General features: G+C 42.7%; 37 protein-coding genes. 34 read left to right on the forward strand and 3 right to left on the reverse strand.

The features are described 5' to 3' along the window. The first annotated feature begins 10 nt into the window (after window positions 1–10). From rpsJ to rplQ, 28 genes are all read left to right on the forward strand, one after another. Entirely contained in the window at window positions 11–322 is a 312-nt protein-coding gene (gene rpsJ / locus AC58CZ_RS12235) for a 30S ribosomal protein S10 (protein ID WP_010196670.1), read from the forward strand. A 49-nt stretch (window positions 323–371) separates the two neighbouring features. Continuing rightward, the gene (rplC, locus tag AC58CZ_RS12240; RefSeq protein ID WP_075106933.1) at window positions 372–1,010 is read left to right on the forward strand and encodes a 50S ribosomal protein L3; all 639 of its coding nucleotides are present in this window, start codon (window positions 372–374) and stop codon (window positions 1,008–1,010) included. A 14-nt stretch (window positions 1,011–1,024) separates the two neighbouring features. Then, window positions 1,025–1,627, forward strand: a complete 603-nt coding sequence (rplD, locus tag AC58CZ_RS12245; RefSeq protein WP_058025577.1) for a 50S ribosomal protein L4 — start codon at window positions 1,025–1,027, stop codon at window positions 1,625–1,627. Continuing rightward, a complete protein-coding gene (gene rplW, locus AC58CZ_RS12250; RefSeq protein WP_071003149.1) occupies window positions 1,624–1,974 on the forward strand; it encodes a 50S ribosomal protein L23 in 351 nt (116 codons plus the stop codon). Before rplD ends, rplW begins: the two co-directional genes overlap by 4 nt. Window positions 1,975–1,985: 11 nt before the next feature. Then, window positions 1,986–2,813 carry a 50S ribosomal protein L2 gene (gene rplB / locus AC58CZ_RS12255; RefSeq protein WP_058025575.1) on the forward strand — a complete coding sequence of 276 codons (828 nt, stop codon included), beginning with the start codon at window positions 1,986–1,988 and terminating at the stop codon, window positions 2,811–2,813. Window positions 2,814–2,825: 12 nt separating this feature from the next. Further along, complete coding sequence (gene rpsS / locus AC58CZ_RS12260; RefSeq protein WP_010196682.1) at window positions 2,826–3,101, forward strand: 30S ribosomal protein S19; 276 nt, start codon at window positions 2,826–2,828, stop codon at window positions 3,099–3,101. A gap of 10 nt (window positions 3,102–3,111) precedes the next feature. Then, window positions 3,112–3,441, forward strand: a complete 330-nt coding sequence (gene rplV / locus AC58CZ_RS12265) for a 50S ribosomal protein L22 (protein WP_021813373.1) — start codon at window positions 3,112–3,114, stop codon at window positions 3,439–3,441. 3 nt (window positions 3,442–3,444) lie between these two features. Beyond that, window positions 3,445–4,173, forward strand: a complete 729-nt coding sequence (gene rpsC, locus AC58CZ_RS12270; protein WP_058025573.1) for a 30S ribosomal protein S3 — start codon at window positions 3,445–3,447, stop codon at window positions 4,171–4,173. Window positions 4,174–4,176: 3 nt separating this feature from the next. After that, entirely contained in the window at window positions 4,177–4,590 is a 414-nt protein-coding gene (rplP, locus tag AC58CZ_RS12275) for a 50S ribosomal protein L16 (RefSeq protein WP_025644399.1), read from the forward strand. Further along, window positions 4,590–4,787, forward strand: coding sequence for a 50S ribosomal protein L29 (rpmC, locus tag AC58CZ_RS12280; protein WP_025644397.1), 198 nt, complete (start codon window positions 4,590–4,592; stop codon window positions 4,785–4,787). Before rplP ends, rpmC begins: the two co-directional genes overlap by 1 nt. Then, a complete protein-coding gene (gene rpsQ / locus AC58CZ_RS12285; protein ID WP_021813375.1) occupies window positions 4,784–5,059 on the forward strand; it encodes a 30S ribosomal protein S17 in 276 nt (91 codons plus the stop codon). The genes rpmC and rpsQ overlap by 4 nt, the downstream gene beginning before the upstream one ends. A gap of 183 nt (window positions 5,060–5,242) precedes the next feature. Beyond that, window positions 5,243–5,611, forward strand: coding sequence for a 50S ribosomal protein L14 (gene rplN, locus AC58CZ_RS12290; RefSeq protein ID WP_010196702.1), 369 nt, complete (start codon window positions 5,243–5,245; stop codon window positions 5,609–5,611). Window positions 5,612–5,619: 8 nt separating this feature from the next. Next, on the forward strand, window positions 5,620–5,937 hold the full coding sequence (gene rplX / locus AC58CZ_RS12295) for a 50S ribosomal protein L24 (protein WP_058025572.1): 318 nt from the start codon (window positions 5,620–5,622) through the stop codon (window positions 5,935–5,937). A 21-nt stretch (window positions 5,938–5,958) separates the two neighbouring features. Beyond that, the gene (gene rplE, locus AC58CZ_RS12300) at window positions 5,959–6,495 is read left to right on the forward strand and encodes a 50S ribosomal protein L5 (protein WP_057758706.1); all 537 of its coding nucleotides are present in this window, start codon (window positions 5,959–5,961) and stop codon (window positions 6,493–6,495) included. Window positions 6,496–6,507: 12 nt separating this feature from the next. Beyond that, window positions 6,508–6,813 carry a 30S ribosomal protein S14 gene (gene rpsN, locus AC58CZ_RS12305; RefSeq protein ID WP_223334764.1) on the forward strand — a complete coding sequence of 102 codons (306 nt, stop codon included), beginning with the start codon at window positions 6,508–6,510 and terminating at the stop codon, window positions 6,811–6,813. An 11-nt stretch (window positions 6,814–6,824) separates the two neighbouring features. Next, on the forward strand, window positions 6,825–7,223 hold the full coding sequence (rpsH, locus tag AC58CZ_RS12310; protein ID WP_058025570.1) for a 30S ribosomal protein S8: 399 nt from the start codon (window positions 6,825–6,827) through the stop codon (window positions 7,221–7,223). 176 nt (window positions 7,224–7,399) lie between these two features. Then, window positions 7,400–7,933, forward strand: a complete 534-nt coding sequence (gene rplF, locus AC58CZ_RS12315; RefSeq protein WP_058025569.1) for a 50S ribosomal protein L6 — start codon at window positions 7,400–7,402, stop codon at window positions 7,931–7,933. Window positions 7,934–7,944: 11 nt separating this feature from the next. Next, window positions 7,945–8,295 (forward strand): 50S ribosomal protein L18, encoded by a 351-nt coding sequence (gene rplR, locus AC58CZ_RS12320; RefSeq protein ID WP_057758713.1) that lies wholly within the window; start codon window positions 7,945–7,947, stop codon window positions 8,293–8,295. Window positions 8,296–8,297: 2 nt separating this feature from the next. Beyond that, window positions 8,298–8,813, forward strand: coding sequence for a 30S ribosomal protein S5 (gene rpsE, locus AC58CZ_RS12325; protein ID WP_075106935.1), 516 nt, complete (start codon window positions 8,298–8,300; stop codon window positions 8,811–8,813). A gap of 20 nt (window positions 8,814–8,833) precedes the next feature. Continuing rightward, window positions 8,834–9,013 (forward strand): 50S ribosomal protein L30, encoded by a 180-nt coding sequence (rpmD, locus tag AC58CZ_RS12330; protein WP_057758718.1) that lies wholly within the window; start codon window positions 8,834–8,836, stop codon window positions 9,011–9,013. Further along, window positions 9,013–9,453, forward strand: coding sequence for a 50S ribosomal protein L15 (rplO, locus tag AC58CZ_RS12335; protein ID WP_058025566.1), 441 nt, complete (start codon window positions 9,013–9,015; stop codon window positions 9,451–9,453). The genes rpmD and rplO overlap by 1 nt, the downstream gene beginning before the upstream one ends. 19 nt (window positions 9,454–9,472) lie before the next feature. Next, complete coding sequence (gene secY / locus AC58CZ_RS12340) at window positions 9,473–10,804, forward strand: preprotein translocase subunit SecY (RefSeq protein ID WP_166739245.1); 1,332 nt, start codon at window positions 9,473–9,475, stop codon at window positions 10,802–10,804. Window positions 10,805–10,835: 31 nt separating this feature from the next. Next, window positions 10,836–10,952 carry a 50S ribosomal protein L36 gene (gene rpmJ, locus AC58CZ_RS12345; RefSeq protein ID WP_010196721.1) on the forward strand — a complete coding sequence of 39 codons (117 nt, stop codon included), beginning with the start codon at window positions 10,836–10,838 and terminating at the stop codon, window positions 10,950–10,952. A gap of 247 nt (window positions 10,953–11,199) precedes the next feature. Then, window positions 11,200–11,556 (forward strand): 30S ribosomal protein S13, encoded by a 357-nt coding sequence (rpsM, locus tag AC58CZ_RS12350; RefSeq protein WP_021813384.1) that lies wholly within the window; start codon window positions 11,200–11,202, stop codon window positions 11,554–11,556. Between the two features lie 20 nt (window positions 11,557–11,576). Next, window positions 11,577–11,966: a 30S ribosomal protein S11 gene (gene rpsK / locus AC58CZ_RS12355; protein ID WP_045454458.1), complete on the forward strand. Its 390-nt coding sequence runs from the start codon at window positions 11,577–11,579 to the stop codon at window positions 11,964–11,966. 48 nt (window positions 11,967–12,014) lie between these two features. Continuing rightward, window positions 12,015–12,656, forward strand: a complete 642-nt coding sequence (rpsD, locus tag AC58CZ_RS12360; RefSeq protein WP_058025563.1) for a 30S ribosomal protein S4 — start codon at window positions 12,015–12,017, stop codon at window positions 12,654–12,656. Window positions 12,657–12,736: 80 nt separating this feature from the next. Next, window positions 12,737–13,744: a DNA-directed RNA polymerase subunit alpha gene (locus AC58CZ_RS12365; protein WP_058025562.1), complete on the forward strand. Its 1,008-nt coding sequence runs from the start codon at window positions 12,737–12,739 to the stop codon at window positions 13,742–13,744. A gap of 19 nt (window positions 13,745–13,763) precedes the next feature. Further along, on the forward strand, window positions 13,764–14,123 hold the full coding sequence (gene rplQ / locus AC58CZ_RS12370) for a 50S ribosomal protein L17 (RefSeq protein WP_021813387.1): 360 nt from the start codon (window positions 13,764–13,766) through the stop codon (window positions 14,121–14,123). A 92-nt stretch (window positions 14,124–14,215) separates the two neighbouring features. On the opposite strand, the gene AC58CZ_RS12375 is transcribed toward rplQ, so the two are convergent. Both AC58CZ_RS12375 and AC58CZ_RS12380 read right to left on the reverse strand, forming a co-directional pair. Then, complete coding sequence (locus AC58CZ_RS12375) at window positions 14,216–14,836, reverse strand: L-threonylcarbamoyladenylate synthase (protein WP_494224628.1); 621 nt, start codon at window positions 14,834–14,836, stop codon at window positions 14,216–14,218. 232 nt (window positions 14,837–15,068) lie between these two features. Next, complete coding sequence (locus AC58CZ_RS12380; protein WP_494224627.1) at window positions 15,069–15,812, reverse strand: elongation factor P hydroxylase; 744 nt, start codon at window positions 15,810–15,812, stop codon at window positions 15,069–15,071. A gap of 182 nt (window positions 15,813–15,994) precedes the next feature. Between AC58CZ_RS12380 and AC58CZ_RS12385 the strand changes: the two genes are divergently transcribed. The 6 genes from AC58CZ_RS12385 to lysM all read left to right on the forward strand — a co-directional run bounded on the left by AC58CZ_RS12385 (window position 15,995) and on the right by lysM (window position 20,463). Next, the gene (locus tag AC58CZ_RS12385) at window positions 15,995–16,588 is read left to right on the forward strand and encodes a YceD family protein (protein WP_058025365.1); all 594 of its coding nucleotides are present in this window, start codon (window positions 15,995–15,997) and stop codon (window positions 16,586–16,588) included. Between the two features lie 317 nt (window positions 16,589–16,905). Then, entirely contained in the window at window positions 16,906–17,088 is a 183-nt protein-coding gene (gene rpmF / locus AC58CZ_RS12390; protein WP_057758809.1) for a 50S ribosomal protein L32, read from the forward strand. Window positions 17,089–17,511: 423 nt separating this feature from the next. Beyond that, complete coding sequence (gene fabD, locus AC58CZ_RS12395) at window positions 17,512–18,480, forward strand: ACP S-malonyltransferase (RefSeq protein ID WP_494224626.1); 969 nt, start codon at window positions 17,512–17,514, stop codon at window positions 18,478–18,480. After that, complete coding sequence (fabG, locus tag AC58CZ_RS12400) at window positions 18,477–19,205, forward strand: 3-oxoacyl-ACP reductase FabG (RefSeq protein WP_494224625.1); 729 nt, start codon at window positions 18,477–18,479, stop codon at window positions 19,203–19,205. Before fabD ends, fabG begins: the two co-directional genes overlap by 4 nt. Window positions 19,206–19,458: 253 nt before the next feature. Then, the gene (gene acpP / locus AC58CZ_RS12405; protein ID WP_071003168.1) at window positions 19,459–19,695 is read left to right on the forward strand and encodes an acyl carrier protein; all 237 of its coding nucleotides are present in this window, start codon (window positions 19,459–19,461) and stop codon (window positions 19,693–19,695) included. A 258-nt stretch (window positions 19,696–19,953) separates the two neighbouring features. Next, entirely contained in the window at window positions 19,954–20,463 is a 510-nt protein-coding gene (lysM, locus tag AC58CZ_RS12410; protein WP_494224624.1) for a peptidoglycan-binding protein LysM, read from the forward strand. Window positions 20,464–20,602: 139 nt separating this feature from the next. On the opposite strand, the gene queG is transcribed toward lysM, so the two are convergent. Beyond that, window positions 20,603–21,766 carry a tRNA epoxyqueuosine(34) reductase QueG gene (gene queG, locus AC58CZ_RS12415; protein ID WP_494224623.1) on the reverse strand — a complete coding sequence of 388 codons (1,164 nt, stop codon included), beginning with the start codon at window positions 21,764–21,766 and terminating at the stop codon, window positions 20,603–20,605. Between the last annotated feature and the right edge of the window lie 45 nt (window positions 21,767–21,811).

A 21,811-nucleotide genomic window follows, 5' to 3' on the forward strand; every position in this document is an offset into this window, starting at 1 on the left:
GCTTGCTGGCATGGCTAACCAGAGAATCCGTATCCGTCTTAAGTCTTTTGATCATCGTCTGATTGATCAATCTGCACAAGAGATTGTTGATACTGCAAAGCGCACCGGTGCGCAAGTTTGTGGTCCTGTACCGTTGCCGACTCGCATTGAGCGCTTCAACGTTCTAACCTCACCACACGTTAACAAAGACGCTCGTGACCAGTACGAAATCCGTACTCACAAGCGTATGGTTGATATCGTTCAGCCTACTGACAAAACTGTGGATGCGCTAATGAAATTAGATTTAGCGGCGGGTGTTGACGTCCAAATTGCTTTGGGTTAATGCACATTACACACCCAACCCATTAATATAAGATATAAAGAGGTCTAAAATGGCGATCGGTTTAGTCGGTAAAAAATGCGGCATGACCCGTGTCTTCACTGAAACAGGCGCATCTATCCCTGTAACAGTGGTTGAGGTCGATGCAAACCGCATTACTCAAGTAAAAAATACTGATGTAGATGGTTACCAAGCCATCCAAGTCACCACAGGTACCCGTCGTGACAGCCGCGTAACTGCTGCACAAAAAGGTCACTTCGCGAAAGCTGGCGTTAAAGCTGGTCGTGGTGTTTGGGAATTTCGTGTCAACGATAGCGATCTTGAAGGTCGTGAGATTGGCGGTGAGATTCTAGCTGACTTGTTTGAACAAGGTCAGATGGTTGATGTGACAGGACAAAGCAAAGGTAAAGGCTTCCAAGGTCCAATCAAACGTCACAACTTTAGTATGCAAGATGCTACTCATGGTAACTCAGTGTCTCATCGTGCACATGGTTCAACTGGTCAAAACCAGTCACCAGGTAAAGTATTCAAAGGCAAAAAGATGGCGGGTCAGATGGGTAACAAGCGTGTTACTGTTCAAGGCCTAGAAGTGATTTCGGTTGATGCCGAAAAAGGGTTACTTGTCATCAAGGGTGCTATCCCAGGTGCCACCGGTGGCGATGTTATCGTACGTCCGTCAGTCAAAGCCTAAGCAAGGGGATTAACGTGGATTTAAAAACAGTTACAGGTGCAGCGGTTGAGCTTTCTGATACGGCTTTTGGTCGTGAATTCAATGAAGCATTAGTGCACCAAGTCGTCACCGCTTATCTAGCTGGTGCTCGCCAAGGTACACGCGCTCAAAAAACCCGTGCCGAAGTTTCTGGCGGTGGTATCAAGCCATGGCGCCAAAAAGGTACTGGTCGCGCTCGTGCGGGCTCTATTCGTAGCCCAATCTGGCGTTCAGGTGGTCGTGCATTCGCTGCAAAACCACAAGATTGGTCACAGAAAGTAAACCGTAAAATGTATCGCGGTGCGATGCAGTGCATCCTAGCAGAATTGATTCGTCAAGAGCGTCTGATTTTGGTAGAAGAGTTGAGCGTTTCTGGGCCGAAAACTAAAGAACTGATTGCAAAGCTAAATGAGCTTGATGCACCTCGTGCATTGATCGTCACCAAAGAAGTTGACGAAAACTTATACTTAGCTGCTCGCAACATTCCGCACGTCAATGTACTTGGTACAAACGAAGTGGATCCAGTGAGCTTGATCGCATTTGATAAAGTGATCATGTCAGTTGAAGCTGCGAAACAATTTGAGGAAGCACTAGCATGAACAACGCAAGACTTTATCAGGTCTTAAGAGGGCCTGTATTCTCAGAAAAATCTCAAATGCTTGGCGACTCACTTGGTGTGCAGGTATTTAAAGTTGACTCTAACGCTACTAAGCTTGAAGTCAAAAAAGCAGTTGAGTTGATGTTTGAAGGTGTTGAAGTTACTAAAGTAAACACTTTGAATGTTAAAGGTAAGACAAAGCGTTTTGGTAAAAGTATCGGCCGTCGTAACGACTATAAAAAAGCCTATGTTACCTTAAAAGCTGGTCAAGATGTACAAATGGCTGATGCTGGTGAAGAAGTCGCAAACACGACTGCCTCTACTAGTGAAACAGCGAATAACGAATAAGGATTACACTCATGCCTATCGTAAGAGCAAAGCCAACATCACCAGGCCGTCGTTTTGTTGAAAAAGTGGTGCATCCACACCTTTATAAAGGTCGTCCTTATGCAGCGCTTCTAGAATCAAAAAGTAAGTCAGGTGGTCGTAACAATAATGGTCGTATTACTACTCGTCACATTGGCGGTGGTCATAAGCAACATTATCGCATTATCGACTTCAAACGTACTAAAGACAATATCCCAGCTGTGGTAGAGCGTATTGAATACGATCCTAACCGTACTGCACATATTGCATTACTTAAGTATGCTGATGGCGAACGTCGTTACATCATCGCTGCTAAAAAACAAGCAGTTGGCGATACAGTAATGTCAGGCGAAACATCTCCAATACGTCCAGGTAACTGCCTACCGCTAAAAAACATCCCATTGGGTACTGTGATTCATAATATCGAGCTGAAAATCGGTAAAGGTGCACAGATGGCTCGTTCTGCGGGTGCTAGCGTTCAGTTATTAGGCCGTGACGGTATCTACGCTATTTTACGTCTACGTTCAGGCGAAACTCGCCGTGTGCACGTAAACTGCCGTGCTGTTATTGGCGAAGTTTCTAACACTGAAAACAACTTGAAATCACTTGGTAAAGCTGGTGCTTCACGTTGGCGTGGTGTTCGTCCTTCAGTTCGTGGTGTCGCGATGAACCCAGTTGATCACCCACATGGTGGTGGTGAAGGTCGTAACAAAGGTCGCCATCCAACTAGCCCTTGGGGTCAGAAGTCTAAAGGACTTAAAACGCGTCATAATAAGCGTACTGACAACATGATCATCCGCCGCCGCGCCAAGAAGAAATAAAGGAAGAATTTCATGCCTCGTTCATTGAAAAAAGGTCCATTCATAGACGCGCACTTATTTGCTAAAGTTGAGAATGCATTAGACACCAACTCACGCAAGCCAATTAAAACTTGGTCGCGCCGCTCGATGATCCTACCACAAATGGTTGGCCTGACTTTATCTGTCCACAACGGCCGTACTCACGTACCGGTTATCGTCAGTGAGCAGATGGTTGGTCATAAACTAGGTGAATTTGCCCCGACTCGTACGTATCGTGGTCATGGCATTGACAAAAAAGCTAAGAGATAAGGTGCTTACCATGGAAGTAACTGCAAAATTACGCGGTGCCGCCATATCGGCACAAAAAGTTAGACTCGTTGCTGATGAAGTTCGTGGCAAATCTATTGAGCGTGCTTTGGATATCCTAACGTATAGCAATAAAAAAGGCGCTGTGTTTGTTAAGAAATGTCTTAACTCAGCCATCGCCAATGCCGAACATAATCACGGCCTAGATATTGACGACCTAAAAGTCGCTACTATCTATGTTGATGAAGGCATTACGCTAAAACGTATCCTACCACGTGCCAAAGGTCGCGCTGATCGTATCAGCAAGCGTACTTGTCACATCACTATAAAGGTAGGAGAATAAGTTATGGGTCAAAAAGTACATCCAATCGGAATTCGTCTTGGTGTTGTAAAAAAGCATAACGCAAACTGGTATGCTGATCCTAAACAATACTCAGAATACCTAATCAACGATATTCAAGTTCGTGAATATCTACGTAAAAAGCTAGATAACGCAATGATCAGCAACATCATGATCGAGCGTCCTACTGGCGCTGCTAAGATTACCATCGCCACTGCGCGCCCTGGTATCGTTATCGGTAAGAAAGGCGAAGATATCGAAAGACTTCAAAAAGAATTGACCAAAATTATGGGCGTACCTGCTCAGGTCAACATTGAAGAAATCACGTCACCTGACCTTGATGCACGTTTGGTAGCAGAGGGTATCGCAAGCCAGCTTGAGCGTCGTGTTATGTTCCGCCGTGCGATGAAACGAGCTGTACAGAACAGCATGCGTTCTGGTGCTAAAGGTATTAAAGTTGAGCTGTCTGGTCGTCTTGGCGGTGCTGAGATTGCTCGTAGTGAATGGTATCGTGAAGGCCGTGTGCCATTGCATACACTTCGTGCTGATATTGACTATGCGTCAATTCGTGCAGAGACAACTTACGGCACCATCGGTGTTAAAGTTTGGATTTTCCGCGGAGAGATCCTTGACGGTATGAACAGTGTTTATAATCCCGTCAAAGAAGAGCAGACTCGTGCGCCAAAACGCCGTGGTCGCGGAAACGGAAACCGTCGAAACTCAGACAGAGGTTAAACTATGTTACAGCCAAAACGTACCAAGTTTCGTAAAATGCATAAAGGTCGTAACACTGGGCTAGCTCATCGTGGAAGCACCGTTGCATTCGGACAAATTGGTCTAAAATCATTGACGCGTGGTCGTATGACAGCCCGTCAAATCGAAGCAGCACGTCGTACCATCACTCGTAAAATTAAGCGTGGCGGTAAGATTTGGATTCGTGTATTCCCAGACAAGCCTATTACCAACAAACCATTAGAAGTACGTATGGGTAAAGGTAAAGGTCCAGTTGAGTACTGGGTATGCGAAATCAAGCCTGGTAAAGTGCTATATGAAATTGAAGGGGTATCTGAAGAGCTTGCTCGCGATGCATTAACGCTTGCTGCAGCAAAACTGCCCTTTAAAACTACCATTGTTAAGCGGACGATAATGTAATGAAGATCAGTGAATTACGTGATAAATCATTAGAAGAACTGACCCAGTTACTTGATGAAAAGCAGCTTGATGCTTTCCGTATTCGTATGGCTAAAGCAACTGGTCAGTTGGGTAATACCCATGAAGTCAGAGCAAATCGTCGTACGATTGCTCAGCTTCAGACTTTGATTAACGAGAAACAACGAGGCGACTCATGAGCGATAACAATCAAACAGCTACCAATGCTAGCGTATTGACAGGACGAGTTGTCAGCGACAAGATGGACAAGTCCATCACAGTTTTGATTGAGCGTCTGGTTCGTCATCCTTTGTATGGCAAGCAGCTTCGTCGTTCTACTAAAATCAAAGCACATGATGAGAACAACGTTTGTCAACAAGGCGACCTTGTCCGCATCAAAGAAACGCGTCCAATCTCAAAAACTAAGTCTTGGACTTTAGTTGATGTGGTTGAAAAAGTAGAAAAAATCTAAGTAAATTGCATTGAAAGCCAGAAGCTGTTAAAATAGCCGCCTTTTTAAGGATGCTGATTGCGCCGAGCGTATATCACTCACATTAAGAGTAAGCTGCGGTTATTTATATTAAAATGCCGCCTTGCTCATTCTGTGCTAGCGGCAGCAACTGGTTTTTATTGCTCATACGTGTGGAGTAACGCTATGATTCAGGTTGAGTCAATGCTGGAAGTTGCAGACAATAGCGGTGCAAGGCGAGTTCAGTGCATTAAAGTACTGGGTGGTTCTCATCGTCGTTATGCATCAGTTGGCGACATTATTAAAGTAACGGTTAAAGAAGCCATTCCTCGTGGTCGTGTCAAAAAAGGCGACGTGATGAATGCAGTAGTTGTACGCACCAAAAAAGGCGTTCGTCGTCCAGATGGTTCTGTGTTACGTTTTGATGACAATGCTGCGGTATTGTTGAACCAAAACAAAGCGCCGATTGCAACTCGTATTTTTGGACCGGTAACTCGTGAACTACGTGGTGATCAGTTTATGAAAATTGTATCACTAGCACCAGAAGTATTGTGAGGTAATCCATGTCAAAATTACGTAAAGGCGATACAGTTATCGTGATTGCTGGGAAAGACAAAGGCAAGCAAGGTACTGTACAAGCTGTAAAAAACGATCGTATTAAAGTTGAAGGCGTTAATATTGTTACTAAACATCAGAAGCCAAATCAGGCGACTGGCGTTGAAGGTGGCATTCTTAAGCAAGAAGCTTTTATGCATATCTCAAATGTCGCAATCTTAAATGCGCAAACCCAAAAAGCAGACCGTATTACTTATCAGTTTGGCGAAGATGGCAAGAAACAACGCGTCTATCGTTCAAACGGTGAAGTAGTGGCGACTGCGTAAGACACTAAGGGTGTAATGGTAATGGCAAGATTAAAATCTTTATATAACGATAAATTAAAGCAGCAAATCAAAGAAGATCTTGGTTTGGACAATGTGATGCAAGTGCCTAAAATCACTAAAATCACACTTAACATGGGTGTAGGCGGCGCGTCTCAAGACAAGAAATTGCTTGAAGGTGCTGTAGCTGACATGACCGCGATTGCTGGTCAAAAACCTGTTGTCACCAAAGCGCGTAAATCAGTTGCTGGCTTTAAGATTCGTGAAGAATGGCCAATTGGCTGTAAAGTAACGCTACGCGGTGAGCAAATGTACGAATTTTTAGATCGTCTCGTTGCCATTGCAATTCCTCGTATTCGTGATTTCCGTGGTTTTTCACCTAAAGCCTTTGACGGACGTGGTAACTACTCATTGGGTATCAAAGAACAGATCGTATTCCCAGAAGTAGATTTTGACAAGATTGACCGTATCCGTGGTATGGATGTGACAATCACCACGTCAGCTCAATCTGATGAAGAAGGTCGTGCGTTGCTTAAAGCATTCGGCTTCCCATTTAAATAAGGTAAAGACGTTATGGCAAAGAAGAGCATGATTAACCGCGAATTAAAACGCGAAAAAATGGTTGCTAAATATGCTGAAAAGCGTATCAAGCTAAAACAAACTATCAGTGATATCAATGCATCAGACGAAGAGCGTATGGACGCGATGTTAGAGCTACAAGCTCTTCCACGCAACTCATCACCAGTACGTCTGCGTAATCGTTGTGCTATCACCGGTCGTCCTCACGGTTACTTCCGCAAGTTTGGCTTATCACGCAATATGCTGCGTGAGCGTGTCATGCAAGGCGATGTGCCTGGTGTTCGTAAAGCAAGCTGGTAAGGAGTAACTATATGAGTATGCAAGATACCGTTGGGGATATGCTAACCCGTATCCGTAACGCACAAATGGCTAACAAAGTATCGGTAGCAATGCCGAGCTCTAAATTACGTAAATCAATTGCTGATCTGCTAGTTAGCGAAGGTTATGTGGCGAGCGCTGTTGTTACTGAAGAAGAAAACAACAAAGCAACCCTTACTATTGAATTGAAATACTTCGAAGGCCGTGCGGTTATCGAAACTATTCAACGTTATAGCCGCCCTGGTCTACGCCAGTTCCGCGGTAAAGACGAAATCCCTACTGTTAAGCAAGGTATGGGTGTTGCTATCGTATCTACAAGCCAAGGTATCATGAGCGATCGTGCTGCACGCGCTGCTGGTATCGGTGGTGAAATCGTTGCATTTGTAGCGTAAGCTATACGACGATGAAGTCTATTTGATGGTGGTTAGGCTTCTATCGATTGAGTAATGTTTAATTATTTCAAATTGATAGGTGTCTAACACAGTCAACTATGCTAAACTAACACGCTTTTTAGCCTGTTAGTTTTTTCGCTAATAAAAGCAAGTTAAATTTTTTAAGGAATATTCCTATGTCTCGTGTGGCTAAAGCCCCAGTAACGCTGCCAAATGGCGTAAGCGTTACTTTGAACGATCGGCAGGTCGAAGTTAAAGGCAAGAACGGTACTATGTCTTTACACCTGCATGAATTGGTCGAGCTGAAACAGGAAGATGATGCTATCATTTTCTCACCTGCAGTCGATTCAAAAGAAGCTATGATGCACACTGGCACCATGCGCGCTCTTGTTAACAATTATGTTACTGGCGTAAATGAAGGCTTTGAAAAGCGTCTTCAATTGATTGGTGTTGGTTATCGCGCACAAGTTGCTGGTAACAAAGTAACCTTGAACGTTGGCTACTCTCATCCAGTAGAGTACACACTACCTGAAGGTGTATCGGCTGAAACCCCAACGCAAACTGAAATTGTTTTGAAATCAAACAATAAACAGCAGCTTGGTCAAGCAGCGGCTAATATCCGTGGTTTCCGTCCACCTGAGCCTTATAAAGGTAAAGGTATTCGTTATAGTGACGAGCATGTGATTCGCAAAGAAGCTAAGAAAAAATAAGGTGAGTTGAAATGTTTGATAAAAAAGCAGCTCGTCTGCGTCGAGCTAAGAAAACACGCGCGCATATCCGTTTCTTAGGCGTTCATCGCTTAACGGTTAACCGCACGTCAAAACATATTTATGCCCAGATTATCTCTCCAAATGGTGGTGAAGTGATTGCTCAGGCATCTACCTTAGACAGCAGCTTGCGTTCAGGCGCGACTGGTAATGCTGATTCAGCAACGTCTGTAGGCCAAATGATCGCAGAACGCGCAAAAGCAGCTGGCATTACTAAAGTTGCCTTTGACCGTAGTGGTTTCAAATATCATGGTCGAGTTAAAGCTTTAGCAGAAGCTGCTCGCGAAAACGGATTGGAGTTTTAATCATGGCTAGAAATGATAAAAATGATAAAAATGAACAGACTGACGGTCTAGTAGAACGCTTAGTTACCGTTGATCGCGTTGCAAAAGTTGTTAAAGGTGGTCGTATTTTCTCTTTCACTGCGTTGACTGTAGTGGGTGATGGTAATGGTCGTGTTGGTTTTGGTCGTGGTAAAGCGCGTGAAGTGCCAGCTGCTATCCAAAAAGCACTAGAAGCTGCCAAACGTAATATGATTACTGTTGAGCTAAATGATGCAACTTTGTATCATCCGATCAAAGCAAGTCATGGTGCTAGTAAAGTCTACATGCAGCCTGCATCTGAAGGTACTGGCGTAATCGCTGGTGGCGCAATGCGTGCTGTGTTAGAAGTTGCTGGTGTCAAAGATGTTTTGACTAAATGTTATGGTTCTACCAATACTGCTAACGTTGTTCGTGCAACGTTTAACGGTTTACGTGATATGTCAACTCCAGAGAAGATGGCAGCTAAACGTGGTAAATCTGTAGACGAAATCTTGGGTTAACTTAGACTAGGTGAGTTACGATGAAAAAAATGAAAGTCACTCAATTTAAATCGGGTGCCCATCGCCTAAAGAGCCACAAAGCGAGCTTGAAAGGATTGGGTTTACGCCGCATTAATCACACTGTTGTAGTAGAAGATACTCCTTCAACACGTGGTATGGTTAATCGCGTTAACTACATGGTAAAAGTGGAGGAAGCGTAATGGGTCTTAGATTAAATGAATTATCACCAGGTGTTGGCGCAAAGAAAACTGCCCAACGTCGTGGTCGTGGTATCGGTTCAGGTCTTGGTAAGACTGGTGGTCGTGGTGTAAAAGGTCAGAAATCTCGTTCAGGTTCTAGCGTTCGCTCAGGATTTGAAGGTGGTCAAATGCCTTTATATCGTCGTCTACCAAAATTTGGTTTTACCAGTAAACTGGCTATGAAGACTGCTGAAGTACGTCTTTCTGAACTGAATAAAATTGAAGGCGATGTAGTTAGCCTTGAAACACTTAAAGCTGCTAACCTTATCCGTCACGATATGAAACGTGCTCGTGTAATGCTATCAGGTGAAGTCACTAAAGCTTATACTTTCAAAGGTATCAAAGTGACTAAAGGTGCTAAGCAAGCAATCGAAGCTGCTGGTGGTAGCATCGAGGAGTAGTAACGTGTCAAAGCAATCAATGTCATCGGCTGGTATACCGCTTAATCCATTCGCATTTATACGTAAGTATGATGAGCTATGGACGCGTTTATTATTTTTAATCGGCGCATTGATTGTTTATCGTTTAGGGTCACATATTCCAGTTCCGGGTATTAACCCAGTTAACTTGGCTGATCTGTTTTCGCGCAACGAAAACACCATTCTGAGCATGTTTAATATGTTCTCAGGTGGTGCGCTAGAGCGTATGTCTATCATGGCACTTGGCATTATGCCATATATCTCAGCATCGATTATCGTACAGATGATGTCTGCAGTATTGCCATCGCTTGAAGCCCTCAAAAAAGAAGGTGAAGCGGGACGACGCAAGTTAAACAAGTATACCCGTCAGGGAACGCTTGCTTTAGCCCTAGTACAGTCATTAGGAATGTGTGCCGGCTTAATCAGCCAAAACCTTACTTTATCTACTGGTCTTACCTTTTATATTCCAGCTGTTACTTCTTTAGTAGCAGGCGCAATGTTCTTAATGTGGCTTGGTGAGCAGATTACAGAGCGCGGCGTAGGTAATGGTATTTCAATGCTCATTTTTGCGAGTATTGTGGCTGGTACGCCAGGTATGATTTCGCAATCTATTGAACAGGTCAATCAAGGTCAGATGAACTTGATTGTGCTATTTATTTTTGTACTGCTAGGTATCGCGGTTACTGCGGGTATCGTTTATATTGAACGTGCTCAACGCCGTGTTCCTGTGAACTATGCACAAAAACAGCAACAAGGCCGCAAAATTTATGCTCAGCAGCAATCACATTTGCCGCTTAAGCTAAATATGGCAGGGGTTATCCCAGCTATTTTTGCCAGTTCTTTGTTATTGTTTCCTGCAAGTTTAGGGCAGTGGGTTGGTCAATCGACTGATCCTACCTTTGTACAGAAAATACTTCAAAATATGGCATTGGTACTGTCTCCAGGACAGCCGCTATATTTAGTACTGTTTGGCGCAATGATTATTTTCTTCTGTTATTTTTATACGGCGCTGGTATTTAGTCCGCGTGAAGTAGCAGAGAACCTTAAACGTAGTGGTGCGTATATCCCAGGTATTCGCCCAGGACAACAAACTCAGCGTTACCTCGATCATGTATTAAACCGACTGACCTTTATTGGCGCGATGTATATGACGGTTATTTGTTTAATGCCAATGGTCGTCCAGTCATCGTTTGGTGTGCCGTTTCAACTCGGTGGTACGTCTTTACTGATTATGGTGGTTGTGGTAATGGACTTCATCTCGCAGATTCAAGCGCATTTGATGACCCATCAATATCATGATCAGACGTTAATTCAATCGCCCACTCAACCTTAAATGAGCGGTACGATATTTCAAGGAGCATGCTATGAAAGTTCAAGCATCAGTTAAAAAGATTTGTGGTAGCTGTAAAGTTGTGCGCCGTAAAGGCCGTGTACATATTATTTGTACAGCAGAACCTCGCCACAAGCAACGTCAAGGTTAATATTTAGTATTAGAAAACATCTAGTTTTCACTGCTGATTAAATTAATACTTGAAAAATAACGGCGGATGCGATATCATCCGCCACTTGCCGTGTTTATACAAAATCTTTTATAATAGAATCGATGAGCAGACTTATAGTCAAAACATCGATAATGACTATAAAAGCTCTAGTATTAACAGCAACAAATCTGAAGAGTAAAGCCTTATCGCTAGATAACGCTTATTTTTCTTTAATGGAGAGAAATCAATGGCTCGTATTGCCGGCGTAAACATTCCGGATAATAAGCATGCTGTTATTTCACTAACTTACATCTTTGGTGTAGGTCGTACCACTGCTCAGAAAATCTTAGAAGCAGTTGGCATCGCCCCTACTACTAAAGTCAGTCAGTTAGATGATACACAGTTAGATGCTATCCGTGCACAAGTTGCAAACTACATGACTGAAGGTGACCTTCGTCGTGAAGTTTCAATGAACATCAAGCGTTTAGTTGATCTTGGTTGTTACCGTGGCATCCGTCATCGTCGTAACCTACCAGTTAGAGGTCAGAACACCAAGAACAACGCTCGTACTCGCAAGGGTCCGACACGTCCTCTCAAAAGATAATTAACTTAGGAAGCTAAAAGATGGCAAAAGACACTCGTAGTCGCAAAAAGGTGACTCGTCGTTCAGTATCGGAGGGCATTGCCCATATCCATGCGTCTTTTAATAACACCATTGTTACGATTACCGATCGTCAAGGTAATGCATTGGCTTGGGCCACTTCAGGTGGACAAGGCTTCCGTGGTTCACGCAAATCTACACCATTTGCAGCTCAGGTTGCAGCTGAAGTCGCTGGTAAAGCGGCTCAAGAATATGGTGTTAAGAATATCGACGTTTTGGTCAAAGGACCAGGACCGGGTCGTGAGTCTGCGGTAAGAGCACTAGGTGCATTGGGTTATAAAGTTAACAGCATCTCTGATGTAACCCCAATCCCACACAATGGTTGCCGTGCGCCGAAAAAGCGCCGCGTCTAATATTAAAGACGAAGCTTTTTATCCCAAAAGCTTATAGGAGACATAACAATGGCCCGTTATATTGGACCAAAACTTAAATTATCACGTCGTGAAGGCACTGACTTAGGTCTTAAGTCTGGCGTTAAACCATATGACGTAAAAACGAAAAAAGCTGGTCGTCCACCAGGTCAACACGGTGTAAGCCGTAACAAGACCTCAGAATATGCTCTACAGTTGCGTGAAAAGCAAAAAGTTAAGCGTATCTATGGTGTATTAGAGCGTCAGTTCGCTAATTACTATAAAGAAGCTGCTCGTAAGCGCGGTGCTACTGGTGAAAACTTGTTAGCTATGCTTGAGAGCCGTCTAGACAACGTGGTATATCGCATGGGCTTTGGCTCAACTCGCGCTGAAGCACGTCAGCTAGTCAGTCATCGTACTGTTATGGTAAAAAAAGCTGGTCGTGATGAGTTTGTTCGTGTGAACATTCCATCAATTCAGCTTCAAGATGGTGATGTCATCGCTATCCAAGAGAAGTCTCGCGAACAGCTACGTATCAAAAACGCTATCGAACTAGCGACCCAACGTGGTATTCCAGAATGGCTTGATGTTGATCATAGCAAACTACAAGGCACGTTCAAAAAAGCGCCTGATCGTATTGATCTACCTGCTGAAATCAACGAAAGCTTGATCGTTGAGCTATACTCTAAGTAATAACGTCATGCTCAATGTTATGAAAATGGCATTGAGCAATTAACGTTAATTAAACCAGTTTAATAAATCGAGGTGACATCATGACGCTAAATGCAACTGAGTTTCTAACGCCGAACGCCATTAATGTGGATACGGTTAACGAAACGATTGCGAAAGTCACGCTCGAACCGTTAGAACGCGGCTTTGGGCATACCCTAGGTAATGCTCTGCGTCGCATCTTGTTATCTTCATTACCTGGTGCTGCAGTCATTGAAGCTGAGATTGATGGTGTTGACCATGAATATTCAACGCTTGAAGGACTACAAGAAGACGTACTTGACCTGCTTTTGAATCTAAAAGGCTTGGCAATTACACTTCATGACCAAAATGAAGTATTTTTGACCTTGGATAAACAAGGTCCAGGCACTATCACTGCTGCAGACATCGCGTTACCGCACAATGTTGACATCATCAATCCAGAATTGGTCTTGGGTACATTGAGCGACCGTGGTCATCTTAAGATGCGTTTGCGTGTAGTGATGGGTCGTGGATATGAGCCAGCAAACCAGCGCCGTGAAGATGGTGATACCAGAGCAATTGGACGCTTAAAGCTTGATGCAAGTTTTAGTCCTGTGCTTCGTGTTGCTTATCAGGTTGAGAACGCTCGCGTTGAGCAGCGTACTGATCTTGATCGTCTTATCGTTGAGCTTGAAACTAATGGCACTATAGATCCAGAAGAAGCAATTCGTAAAGCAGCAACTATTTTACAGCAACAGATTTCAATCTTTGTTGACCTAGAAGCTGAAGAAGCGCCTGAGCCTGTGAAAGAGAAAGAAGAGGTTGATCCGGTGCTATTACGCCCTGTGGACGATCTTGAACTAACGGTTCGCTCAGCCAACTGCTTGAAAGCTGAAAACATTTACTATATCGGTGATTTGGTACAGCGTTCAGAGACTGAACTTCTAAAAACCCCAAATCTTGGTAAGAAATCATTAACAGAAATCAAAGACGTACTAGCGTCTAAAGATTTAGAGCTCGGTATGCGCCTAGATAACTGGCCACCAGCTGATTTACGTGTTGATGATCGCTTTTCTTATCGTAGCCGTTAAACTTTAAGGATTTTTGACTATGCGCCATCGTAAGAGTGGAGTCAAGCTGGGTCGTACCGGCAGTCATCGTAAGGCAATGTTTCAGAACATGACCAACTCATTATTTGAGCATGAACTGATTAAAACAACTTTACCAAAAGCTAAAGAACTACGTCGCGTTGCCGAGCCATTGATCACTATGGCTAAAGAAGACAGCGTTGCTAACCGTCGTTTGGCATTTAGCCGTATGCGTAGCAAAGCTATGGTAGGCAAATTATTTGGCACGTTAGGTCCTCGTTATCAGACGCGTCCAGGTGGTTATTTGCGTATCGTAAAGTGTGGTTACCGTGATGGTGACAATGCGCCAATGGCTTATGTAGAATTGGTTGATCGCGACTAGTTTTGCATTAAAGACATATTTCATAAAAAAAGCTCCAATTGAATTGGAGCTTTTTTTTGTGCTTAGATTTAGTTAATTATATTGCTATCTGATCACAGTAGTAATGAGTCGACATCAGCAGCACCTTGCCTAATGACTTCAGGGCGGCTACTAGTCATATCTACAATGGTGGTGAGTTTGGTCGTTTTTATACCTGCATTGATGAGTCCGTCGATTTGATTACCTAATAAGTCTTCAATCTCAAATGGATCGTCTAATATATCATCTCGATTAGGGAGAATTAACGAGCTGGTCAGGATAGGTTCATCCATAGCTTCTAATAATGCTTGAGCGATAGGATTGCTTGGTACTCGGATACCAATGGTTTTTTTCTTAGGATGCGCCAGTTTTTTGGGAACATCTTTTGTCGCATTTAGGATAAAAGTAATTGGGGCTGGGGTATGCGCTTTTAGTTGTTTATACTGAGCATTGTCTACGGTCGCATAGGTGGCAATCTCGCTTAAATCGCGGCAAAGTAAAGTAAATTGGTGTTTGTCATCCAGTGCGCGGATTTGCTTAAGTTTGTCTAAGGCCGCTTTTGCGCCCAAACGGCACCCAAAAGCGTAGCTGGTATCGGTAGGGTAGATGATTAACTGGTCTTTGCGCAGTAGGTCAGCGGCTTGCTCAATGAGACGTGGCTGAGGATTATCAGGATGAATATAGAAAACTTCCATAATGGTTCCTTATTTTATAATTATTAGTTTTTAATTGAGACAATTTTTTCATTAATTAGATGTAGTTCAATCATTAGACATATTAAAAAAGTTATTTCAAAAATTAAGCAAATCTGTATTTTTAAAATACTACTTTAGTTATCAGTATAGCTTAAAGCAAATATAAGTTTAGTGGCAAGGCGTTACCAACCGTAGAAAATCGTTAATAATTAGGAACACTTAGTAATTTGAATTAAGCGTTGATTTCAGATGAAGGAGTACAAACGCTAATTAAAGCAGTCAGTAAAGTCTTAGCGTCACGCGGCAGAGTATAAGGTTTGGCTATATAGCTTTCTACTTGCTGATAGACATCACTAGCAAAGGTACTACTACTAGTGTCGAAGTCGGCAAACAAATTATCTTGTGAGACTTGGAAGTTTCGACCACACGCTAAGGTGAATAAACATTCTAATGCCTGTGGTTTGATCTCTACGCGCTCAAATGCTTGCTGCTGAGCTTCTGTCCGACCGTCTGGGGCATACCAGTAGCCAAAGTCAGGTAATTGTCTACGAGCGTCACCAGCCAGGCACCAATGACTCAGCTCGTGCAGGGCACTGGCAAAAAATCCATGAGCGAATTCAATTCTGGCAGGCTCATTGTCTTGAGCAGGGAAATACTCTGGCTCACCCTCACTACGAACCAATATCACTTGCTGGTTAGTAAATAAAGTATTAAATAGCTGTATGAGCCAATCAGTAGCTAATCGTTCGCTATCAATTATCAATCCTGCTGAGTAAGTATTGTCAGGCTGAGTAGTAGATAACTTTTGCCACTGACTTCTCCATTCTCTTAAATACTCATCTTCATCGAGGCACAGTCTATTGCTAAGAGCATTTTCAATATGACGATCTAGTTGAGTAAGATATTGCAGCAACGAACTTGCTGTAGCAGGAGAAAGTAAATCAGAAAAATTGATTTTATTATCAGGTAGATTCATAGAGAAGACATTGACTTAATAAATATTAAAGACAAAAAATTTTAGGTAAAAAAGTAAGTAGTAAAAAAGCTTGAACATATTTGCTATCAAAAAATCTTAACATACTAGCGCTAGCAGAATATGGCACTTTCCGTTAGTATGGCAGGCAATATTATACACCGTTTTTATGAATGAGGCCGCGCATGTCAAGCACTCCAGAAACTAAACCGTCAGCACCTTACGCTGACAATAAAAAAGCGCCTGTATCTACTAGCATGCCTGAGCACATTTCTTTGGACAAATGGGCGGACACGGGTTTTGAGTGGTCAGGAGAAGTCGATCCAAACTCTTTTGAACGTCTTGCCACGACGTTGAGCGCCGAGCATGATCAGTCAAACACTCAGTTAAACGCTGAACTCTATCGCCGTAATAATGTTTTGCATTTGGCATTTACGTTGACAGGTGATGTTTGGCTAACGTGTCAACGCTGTTTACAACCAATTGCGATAGACTTATCTGATGATTATGACATTGCACTACTCGAAAATGACAGCCAAGTGCGTCTGGTTAATGATGAGCAAGATTATTTGTTACTTGATGAAATCGTCACTGAGCAGTCTCCGGAGCGTCTATTACCATTTAAAAAACTGGTAGAAGATGAGATATTGCTCAAAACACCAATGGCGCCAAAGCATGATGATTGTGAGATGTCAGTTGAGCAGTTTGGCGAGATACCAGAAGAAGAAGAGAATGAAAATCCATTCGCTGCTTTAGCCTCCTTAAAAGGTAAGCTATAAGAGCCAAATTTATTTATTCAAGTATTTGAGAAGCCTTTTATCTGCTTTGTACAGAAGAGTGCAAGGCGGGGCTTTATTAATCTAATAAATATGCGTATAATGTCCGGTTTATTGCATTCGAGCAACCTGTTGCGTGCTGATAGAAGCTGACTAGGTAAATTTTTCATAAATTTCAGACATAGTTAGCGCTTTATGTAAGTAACAATCTATTTAACTAATGATGCTTCAGACTTAGGTTGTTGTGATTATATAGCCTCTGTCAGTATCGACTAAAGCTGAATTTCAAGCTTATCCCTTTTAAGTATAGGAGCTATATCATGGCTGTTCAAAAAAGTCGTAAAAGCCGTTCTCGTCGTGACATGCGCCGTTCACATCACCGTATGGAAATTGCTGAACTAAGCGTAGATGCTACTACTGGTGAAAAACATCGTCGTCATCACATGACTAAAGATGGTTTCTACCGTGGTCGTCAGCTATTCAAAGTTAGTCAAGATGCCTAAGACATTGGCCCTATGATAGCTAGGTAAAATAGTGACAGTACTGGTGACTGTTGTTGTATTTACTTGGCTATCATTAGTCAATAAGCTTTGAGCTAAAAAAAGCCAAGTTATTTCGCTATCATATATTATGTGGCTGGATAACTTGGCTTTTTGTTATTTATGACTAAACTCATTGCTTAGATGACTTTTTATTTTTAGCAGATAGAAACGCGTACTCAATCGTTAGTGATTTTGATTGGTACTGTGTTTTCCTATCGTTGTTTGGTCTGCATCCGCTATGATAATAGTGTGTGTCAGTGTATAGTTTACTGACAATCCGTTTTCTTAGATAAATAATTGAACTAGCGGCTTTGTATCACATTTAATAATATAATACACCCCATTGTTTTAGGGATATTTCTAATCAGATAAGGGATATTGGTTATGGCTTCTGTACCCGATATGGTAAAAAAGCAACCCGCTCGTATCGCGGTCATTTTTCCTGGACAAGGATCTCAAGCAGTCGCGATGACGAGTGAGCTTGCTGAAATCTACCCAGAGATACGCGATACATTTACCGAAGCGAGTGAGGCGCTTGGTGAGGATTTGTGGGCAATCTGTCAGGATGAAGAAAAACTCAATCAAACCGAGTATACTCAGCCAGCGCTACTGACAGCTAGCATTGCCATTTGGCGTGTCTTACAACAAAAAATAGAAGAGACGCCTTGCTATTTAGCTGGTCACTCTCTGGGCGAGTACAGCGCCCTGTGTGCTGCCAATGTGATATCGCTTGGTGATGCCGTCACCCTAGTGCATAAGCGCGGTCAGTTGATGCAAGAGGCCGTTGTAGGTGTCGATACTGCTATGGCTGCCGTGTTAGGACTAGAAGACAACCGAGTCGAAAATCTGTGTGAGCAAGCAACAGAGCATGTCGAGGGTGCCATTGTTGGCGCTGCTAACTTCAACAGCCCAGGACAGGTAGTGATCTCGGGTAACGCTGCTGGCGTTAACGCTGTCATCGACAAAGTCAAAAATACGGGCAAAAAATCTGTGCCCTTAAAAGTGAGTGTGCCGTCTCATTGTGCGCTAATGGAGCCGGCAAGCAATGCTTTAGCTGAGATACTAGCAGGCATTCAATTTGATCAAGCAGCAATCCCTGTTATCCAAAATCGCTATGCACGCGTTGAGACCAGTGCCGCCGGTATCAAACAAGCATTGACTGAACAGCTGAGTGAGCCAGTACTGTGGTCAAAAACCATGCAGGAACTGGCCGATAAGCAAATTAATCTATTAATCGAATGTGGCAGTGGCAACGTATTAAGCAATTTGGCTAAGCGTCAAGCGCAGCCAATCGCAAGCTATCCTACAGACAAGCCTGCCCGTCTAGAGAAATTATTAGAGGTGTTATCATGAGCCGTACTATTACATTAGTAACTGGCGCGAGCCGCGGTATCGGAAAGGCAGTAGCCAAACGCTTTGCTAAAGAAGGACATTTTGTCATTGGAACAGCAACCACTGAAAAAGGTGCTGAACTTATTGATGACTATCTTCATTATAGTGGTGGTATCGGTCGCGTCTTAGACGTACGTGATACTACTCAAATTGATAAATTGTTTGAAGAGATCGAAAGCGTCTATGGAGCGGTACAAGTATTGGTTAACAATGCAGGTATCACGCAAGACGGTCTGCTAATGCGTATGAAAGACGATGACTGGTCAAATGTCATCGATACGAATTTGACCTCAGTTTACCGCATGAGCAAACGCGCAGTACGCGGTATGATGAAAGCGCGCCGTGGTCGTATTATTAATATCACCTCTGTTGTTGCTCAAATGGGTAATGCAGGTCAATCTAACTATGCCGCGACTAAAGCTGGTGTAGAAGGTTTCAGTCGTACGCTTGCACGTGAAATCGGTTCACGCCAAGTGACTATCAATTGCGTGGCACCAGGTTTAATCGAGACTGATATGACAGATGAGCTCGACGAACGCCTATTGAATTCTATGCTAGATGCCGTTCCTATCAGCCGTCTTGGTCAACCAGAAGACATCGCAGCAGCAGTACATTTCTTAGCCAGTGATGAAGCCAGCTATATCACCGGCGCGGTCATTCCGGTCAACGGTGGCATGTATATGTAGGCGTTACATAGTTATAATAAAAAACTGTGTGAACGAGTGTAAACTATAATAAAGGGTGTTATAATAACGAATACTTTTGATTCAAAGCCCTGTATTATAGCAGGGCTTTATTAGACAGACTGTGTGACAAGTCATAGAGTACTCAGACAGCATTGCTAGTCTGGCAAACACATTTTATATACCATGCTATAGAGCTTAAATAAGGCACAATAGCAGTTTATTAAAAATAATAGATGATAACGGAGTAATCTATATGAGTAATGATATCGAGCTAAGAGTAAAATCAGCAGTTGCTGAGCAACTAGGTATGAACGTTGAAGACATCAATAACGATGCTTCATTCATGGAAGACCTAGGTGCGGACTCGTTGGACCTAGTTGAATTGGTGATGTCTTTTGAAAGTGATTTTGGTATCACTATTCCTGACGAAGACTCTGCAGAATTGACTACTGTTCAAAAAGCAATTGATTACGTACAAGCCCAGCTATAATTTGCCATTTGTTTAGCAAATTTTATAATGCCGCTTATCTTAATAGATAGGCGGTTTTTTTATGAGGGTAATTTAATTGATCGGTTGCATTAACATAAGCTACGTCAATTAACATTACTCAACATACTCTTACTATTCACGTTTGGTTCGTTTGTCTATACTCATCATGGTAGACAGTACAAAGCACGGTGATGTTCAATAACACACCACCGAAAATAAATATGAATAATAAATAACAATATTTCAAGGAGCAGTTATATGGGTATGTTCAGTTTTGCAAAAGATATCGGTGATAAAATCTTTAATCGTGATGATGAGAAGCATGATGCTAAGACAGAAACCAAGGCAGATGCTAATACACCGGTAAAAAGCAACGAGCCTTCAGCTCAATCCGTTGCTAATATTTTGTTACGCCGTATACAACAACAGAATCTAAATATCAGTAATTTAAAAATCAAATATAACGGCTCTACAGATACAGCAGAAATTAGCGGTAACGCGAAAACTCAAGCTGATCGTGAAAAAGCAATTATTGCCATTGGTAACGTACAAAATGTTGCTAAGGTCATTGATAATATCGATATCGAAGAAGATGCACCTGAGTCAACGATGTATACGGTAAAATCTGGCGATAGCTTATCTAAGATTGCTAAAGATGTTTACGGTGAGTCTGGCGATTATATGAAAATATTTGAAGCCAATAAGCCAATGCTATCTGATCCAGATAAAATCTATCCAGGTCAAGTGTTACGCATTCCTAAGCCATAACAAATTGATGATATAAGCAATAAATAATCTGTACAAAAAATCGATGATAAAAAAGCCTCTTTTATAAGAGGCTTTTTTATTATTTAAAATGATATAGCAATGGATATGAAGTTCTAATAGTGGCGAATACTTGAAGTATTTAGACTTGGGTGCTGTCTTTCAGCTTTTTTTGCTGCTCATTCAAGGCCCACTCGATATGCTCGTCGAGCATAGCATTGTGTATAGTGAGCTTGGATTTTAACTGTTCAACCACGTCCAAACTGGCATTGGCATTGCCAAGACCAATCGCGATATTACGTAAGAAATTGATATAGCCTGTGCGTCTGAGCGGGCTTCCTTGTGTGTTGTTCAAAAAATCCGCTTCTTGCCATTGCCATAATTCAAGCAAACTGCTGTTATCGAGACCATGCCTTGGTGCGAAGTCCTCAACGGTAGTCAGATTGGCATAACGATTCCATGGACAGATCAGCTGACAGTCATCGCAGCCAAACACCCGATTGCCAATCGCGCGTCGATACTTGGTATCAATAATACCATCGTGTTCAATCGTCAAATAAGAGATACAGGCAGAAGCATTGAGCTCATAAGGCGCTACAATTGCTTGGGTAGGGCATACATCAATGCAAGCGCTACAACTGCCACAATGCTCTTTAACAGGCTGGTCATCGGGCAGCTCTAAGCTTAAAAACAGCTCACCTAGCACAAAAAATGAGCCAGCTTGTTTGTTGATTAATAACGTATGCTTACCTGTCCAGCCCAGACCAGCAGCATCGGCAATAGGCCGCTCAAAGATAGGCGCAGAATCACTAAAGGGTCTAAAGATAAACTCTTTATCTGAACCAATATCTAGATGCTGCCATTCAGGAAGCATGGCCTGGATATTCAGAGCCAATTGCTTTAAACGGCTACGCATTGTCTTATGATAATCACGACCTCTTGCATAACGCGCAATGATGCCTTGGTTGGGATGGTCGTTGTCTGTGACAGCACGCGGTGTTGGGGCTTTGGTTAGGTAGTCCATCCTTACACTAATAATGGTCTTTGCGCCATCCACTAACTGCTCGGGATGAGCGCGCAGATGATGGTTGTTGTGCATGAACTGCAATTGACCCTCATAGCCTTTATCGAGCCATTTTTGAAGCTGCTCAATTTGCTTAGTAAACAGTGGATGATGGACAGATAAAAACCCACAGTCAGCAAATCCTAACGTTTGCGCTTGCGTTTTGATCCATTGTTTAACATCTGCTGTTGTTGCAAAGACTGTTGAGTTACTAACGGCAATCTTGTTTTTGTCGGTAGGCATAGAGATAGAGGCTTATTGGCTGTCTGCTTGTTTGGGTTGATCAGA

Source organism: Psychrobacter sp. CR212 (assembly GCF_059693765.1).